Consider the following 4,514-nt stretch of genomic DNA (forward strand, 5'->3'; position numbering starts at 1 on the left):
AGAACACGCGGAACCTTTGCGATTAAGTTTTTGTGCGTGAGAGTTGGCTCGTTCTTATCGCGCTTCGAGTTAATGAAGTCGACCAGCTCAAGGCTGGACATAGAAACACCCCGCGCCACATTTTCAGATTGCGGAAAACGTGGCGCGAGATTGTTGGGGGTATTGATATGTGGCTGGGTTTGCATATAATCGGCCTCACGAAGTGTTAATGAATGAGCCACCATGCCCGGTGGCTTTTTTGTGCCTGGGATTTGGTTCTGCATATCTACTAGTGCACAGCCTTAGCGCACTGATCCGCGCATGCGCGGGAAAATTAAGAAACAGATTTCAAATTTCTTGGGGCCGAAGCGAGCAACTGTTCCGCACGACGCCCCAGCTCACCAGCCTTAGCCTCTACCTGGCGACACTCCTTGGCGAAAGCCGGCAAGTGCGGCAGATCCAGTTCGCACATCACCTGGTCGTCAAACACTTCGCTGCCGGTATCGATCACGTCACCAAGGGCACGGATCAGTGCGCCGAAGCTTTTGTTCGCGCATTGGTCGCTGATCATCTGGCGGGCCCCGGTCAAGCCGTGGCGGCTCGCCAGTTCGTTAACGCAGTGGTCGCGGAATTCAGGCTCCAGGGCATTGACCCACGACTCTTCCAGCCAGGAAGGCATTTCCTGATCGCCGGACAACCACCGCTGAACACGCTTAAGCCAACGACCGGTCGCCTTCACGAACTCAGCTACGTCGTTCTGCGTGGTCAGGGCCGCGAAATCAGGCACCTCTTTGGAGACGGCCTTCTCAGGGCACGACAGATGTAGCTCACGGCTCAGCGCCTGGGCGAAATCGTCCTGGCTAAGACTGGTGCGTGCTATCTGGTTTGCAGCGTGGGCGACCAGGACCTGATCACGGGTTTGAAGGATGTGTCTGGAACTGGACGTTTGCATGTGAACTGCTCTCTCTTAGTCTGGTGTCAATGAAGCCGCGGATAGAAATGGCTATTAGCTAGCCAACTTCATTGCTTGCCCGGGCATCGCTTTAGCAAGCAACCATTCAGCGGCAAATTCACCAGAAGCAGCTGCCAGTAAATGGGCGTAACGGGTTTCACCGGAATACTCAGTGCGAGGTAAAGATTCAGCAGCGATCCATTTGTAGATAGCTCGCTGACTGACTCCGCAAATTGCCGAAGCTTTTGCAACCCCTCCTACCTTGGTGATTGATTCTTTGAGAGCGCTCATGGCGTGGCCCTCCGGCCCTAAATATGAACTGTCGGTACATATTAAGTCGGAACTGAAAGTACATGCAAGCTCATGCCATATTGAACCTATGGTTCATATAGATGATTTAAGGGCAGCCTTTGTCGCTCGCCTCAAAAAAGCCCTTGAGGCAAAAGAAATTCCGCAATGGGGGGCTGGCGCTCGCCTGGCAAAAATGGCGAAGGTCACACCGAAAGCTGCCAGCAAATGGATGAATGGGGAGTCCATCCCTGGAGCGGCAAAAATGCTGGCACTTGCAACTGCTCTCGATGTGAAAGTTGAGTGGTTGCAGCATGGGGCGGGACCTGGGCCTGGCGAGTCAGCCACAGCGATATGCGAGCCCGTCCCGCCAGCGCAAGTAACTACGCTAGCGCGACCGCCCATGCCCTACGATTTCTCTAACGATTTCGAAGGTCAATACACATTCATCGATCAGTACGACGCAAGAGCGGCAGCCGGACCGGGCTGCGATAATCCTCACGTTGTCCTGCGCAACACCCTTGCCTTTAAAACCGAATGGTTGCGTGCCAAGGGCGTCAAAGCAAAAAACCTTAAGGTGATCTACGCCCACGGCAGCAGCATGTGGCCAACGATCAATGACCACGATGTGATGCTGGTCGATGAGTCCCGTATAGAGCCTGCAGATGGTCAAATCTTTGTTATGTGCAATCTTGATGGTGAAATCGTCAAGCGCCTTGTGAGTTCGGAGGATGGTGCCTGGATTATCCGTAGCGACAACCCTGATAAGTCCAAATACCCGGACCAAGTGCTTTCAGACGAAGAAATCAACGAGCACCGGATTCTTGGGCGTGTGATTTGGCGCGGCGGGGATTTATGAGCGTCATCGTAGTGGAGCGGCAGGCGAATTGATCATGACCGAGAAACCTGGTCAGACTGCGGCGGTGACCGCGGCCGATATTGAAGGATCTATTCAAGAGCTGAACAAAATGGCTGAGCGCCTTTGGGGCGATGGTCGTGAAGCCGAGGCAAAAGCCCTGCTCGATGCGCTGGATGCTTTAAATCGAGCGCTGGATAGGATCAGGATTGGTGAGAATGGGCGGGTTGTGACTCTTCACTGAGCCGGCTGGATGAATCTAGGAGTAGTAATGGCATCAGTTACCTTTCTGGACGGTGAGGAAGATATTCCAGAGATTATTTATGCCCTTAAATCTTGCGGGATCGCAGTGCTCGGGTGCATGCGTACACGAGCTCCCGAGTTGCGAGAGCTCGTTAGCAAAGCTTTGGACGCTGACAAGGTGGACGACTACAGCGTGATTAATTTTCTGCTGCCGTTAATACGCGATGGCGTACCTTGGCATACCACTGTGTTTTTCTATGATGCCAAACACAGTTACCGACCCGGGTCGTCCATAGCCTTGGTGGGCAGAGCTTTCAACGCTTGGATTGAGGATGGTCAAAAGAGCTATTATTTCTACAACGAATAGTTTTTTGCCTAATTCGAGGCATTCGGATGGACGCATCGAAGAATGGACTCACGGAAGACATTGGCAGCTGCCCTACTAATATCGGTCAGCACGCAGGCCGTGTCAGGTGACGACGTCAACCCTATCGCTGCCGCGATATTTATCACAATCTCCGCGCCAACCATTTTAATTGGGGCGACCACATCCCTCAAGACTGAGCCGCCTAAGATTTTCAAATCGGCGAAGACCGACGCTCTGGCGTTCATTGGTTCGGACGGAGAGATTCGCGAGGCCCAGTTTGAGCAGGCCTCCAGATACTACCGCTCGACCAGCTCACCGCCGCTGATGTCAGACACGCAACTGGCCCTGGCGATTGCAGTACTCCCCTGAGTCTTCCTTGGCGGCGGAAGTGTTGTAGCGGCCCATCCCTGCCATAAATGGTGGCTGTGCGCCACGAATGGTAAAGTCCGGGCTTAATTTAGGGAGAGATCCAATGAAAGGCTTCGGTACATTTGCCCTGATAGTGGGCATCTGCTGGGTAGTTTTCGCGCTAAGCATGGACGTCTCAGTGTCAACGGGCATGGGAAGAGTTAACAACCTTGGCCTAATGGCAGACCGCCAGGTGCACGCGATTGTGGGCGGGATGATTGCCCTGGCTGGTCTCGTGATGCTGATTTTAGGTGGCAAGGTGTCAGGCTCTGCCCCTTCAGCGCTAGCCGAGATGGATACCCGCCCCTGCCCCCTTTGCGCTGAAACCATCAAGAATGCAGCTATTAAGTGCAAGCACTGCGGGGCAGAGGTTGAACAAGCGACTCGCGTGATCCCTGCTGCGGGCTGGACAGTACGCATACCATGCCGGCCCGGCATGGAGTTTGATGCCACCCAGAAAATCATGGAGGACGAGGGATTGCCCTGCGAAAAACCTGACGGTGCAGTCGTGGTCATCGGCCCATATGAGGAAAAGAGAGAAGCGGTTGAGGTGCTCAGACAAATCAGAGAAAACAACTCCCTTTTTGGAGAGCTCTCATACAAAGGATAAGCCGGTTATAGCAAATAAAGTCCACGTCGAAGCCCGCTCAAAGCGGGCTTTTTTGAGCGCCAAAGAAAAATATGTACTTTTGGTTCTTGTTTTTAGTGAACCATTAGTACATATTTAATCCCAAGCCCAGCAACACAGGCCCAGTAGCGAAAGCCGCGAAGCTCTTTAACAACCAGCGCAACAAACGGAATACCAATAGACCGCATTGCCTCTGCCGGCGACCGGCGATCAGACGGGTCAGATAGCCCGCCCACGACAGGAGAACCCTGTACGGCTGATCGATGGCGAAAAGCCATAACCGAGTGAACGACCCGGCAAGCAATGCGCCCCGCTCAATCCGGCGGCAATGGGGTGGAATTTTTCACTGATGCACCTGGGCAACCGGGTGCATTGGGAAAACAACCGGCCACCAACATTGGGAGCAACCCATGAATAAAGAACAGGTTTACGACAACCAAATCAGCCCGCTCATGCAGCAAATCATCACCGTCTGCAAGGAACAGGGCATCGCAATGATGGCGAGCTTTGATATCGCCCATGAAGAGGAAGGCCCAAACGGTGAAGACTGCACCTGCCTTGTGTGCAGCACCCTGCTACCTGATGGCAACGGTGAGCCAAACCCAGTGTTCACCCAAGCGAACACGCTTATTCGCCGCAATGGACGACCAGCTCCAATGATGTTCACCACAAGTCATGGAGACGGCTCCCAAACGATGACGGCAATCATCTGATTTCGCTGGCTGGCCTTGGCAACAGGGCCAGATGGGAAAACAACCGAGAAAACATCATGGAATCGACAATCGTAGAGGGC

Annotated in this window: 8 protein-coding genes and 1 pseudogene; 6 read left to right on the forward strand and 3 right to left on the reverse strand. The window is 53.6% G+C overall.

What is annotated here, in order from left to right; all coding sequences use genetic code 11:
• From ACP7A4_RS22805 to ACP7A4_RS22815, 3 genes and pseudogenes are all read right to left on the reverse strand, one after another.
• Positions 1 to 263, reverse strand: a pseudogene (locus tag ACP7A4_RS22805) (hypothetical protein); the annotation flags it as partial.
• 50 nt (positions 264 to 313) lie between these two features.
• A complete protein-coding gene (locus ACP7A4_RS22810; protein ID WP_426248470.1) occupies positions 314 to 931 on the reverse strand; it encodes a hypothetical protein in 618 nt (205 codons plus the stop codon).
• Between the two features lie 54 nt (positions 932 to 985).
• The gene (locus ACP7A4_RS22815; protein ID WP_203307137.1) at positions 986 to 1,222 is read right to left on the reverse strand and encodes a hypothetical protein; all 237 of its coding nucleotides are present in this window, start codon (positions 1,220 to 1,222) and stop codon (positions 986 to 988) included.
• Between the two features lie 88 nt (positions 1,223 to 1,310).
• Here ACP7A4_RS22815 and ACP7A4_RS22820 point away from each other — a divergent pair, with 88 nt between their 5' ends.
• The 6 genes from ACP7A4_RS22820 to ACP7A4_RS22845 all read left to right on the forward strand — a co-directional run bounded on the left by ACP7A4_RS22820 (position 1,311) and on the right by ACP7A4_RS22845 (position 4,434).
• Positions 1,311 to 2,078: an XRE family transcriptional regulator gene (locus ACP7A4_RS22820; RefSeq protein ID WP_203307298.1), complete on the forward strand. Its 768-nt coding sequence runs from the start codon at positions 1,311 to 1,313 to the stop codon at positions 2,076 to 2,078.
• Between the two features lie 34 nt (positions 2,079 to 2,112).
• On the forward strand, positions 2,113 to 2,319 hold the full coding sequence (locus ACP7A4_RS22825) for a hypothetical protein (protein ID WP_203307138.1): 207 nt from the start codon (positions 2,113 to 2,115) through the stop codon (positions 2,317 to 2,319).
• Between the two features lie 27 nt (positions 2,320 to 2,346).
• Complete coding sequence (locus ACP7A4_RS22830; protein WP_203307139.1) at positions 2,347 to 2,685, forward strand: hypothetical protein; 339 nt, start codon at positions 2,347 to 2,349, stop codon at positions 2,683 to 2,685.
• A 42-nt stretch (positions 2,686 to 2,727) separates the two neighbouring features.
• The gene (locus ACP7A4_RS22835) at positions 2,728 to 3,054 is read left to right on the forward strand and encodes a DUF2388 domain-containing protein (RefSeq protein ID WP_203307140.1); all 327 of its coding nucleotides are present in this window, start codon (positions 2,728 to 2,730) and stop codon (positions 3,052 to 3,054) included.
• A gap of 103 nt (positions 3,055 to 3,157) precedes the next feature.
• Entirely contained in the window at positions 3,158 to 3,703 is a 546-nt protein-coding gene (locus ACP7A4_RS22840) for a hypothetical protein (RefSeq protein ID WP_426248471.1), read from the forward strand.
• Between the two features lie 428 nt (positions 3,704 to 4,131).
• Positions 4,132 to 4,434 (forward strand): hypothetical protein, encoded by a 303-nt coding sequence (locus ACP7A4_RS22845; protein ID WP_426248472.1) that lies wholly within the window; start codon positions 4,132 to 4,134, stop codon positions 4,432 to 4,434.
• Positions 4,435 to 4,514 lie beyond the last annotated feature (80 nt).

Source organism: Pseudomonas sp. TWR3-1-1, assembly GCF_049896545.1.
In the GTDB taxonomy this organism is placed as follows: domain Bacteria; phylum Pseudomonadota; class Gammaproteobacteria; order Pseudomonadales; family Pseudomonadaceae; genus Aquipseudomonas; species Aquipseudomonas weihenstephanensis.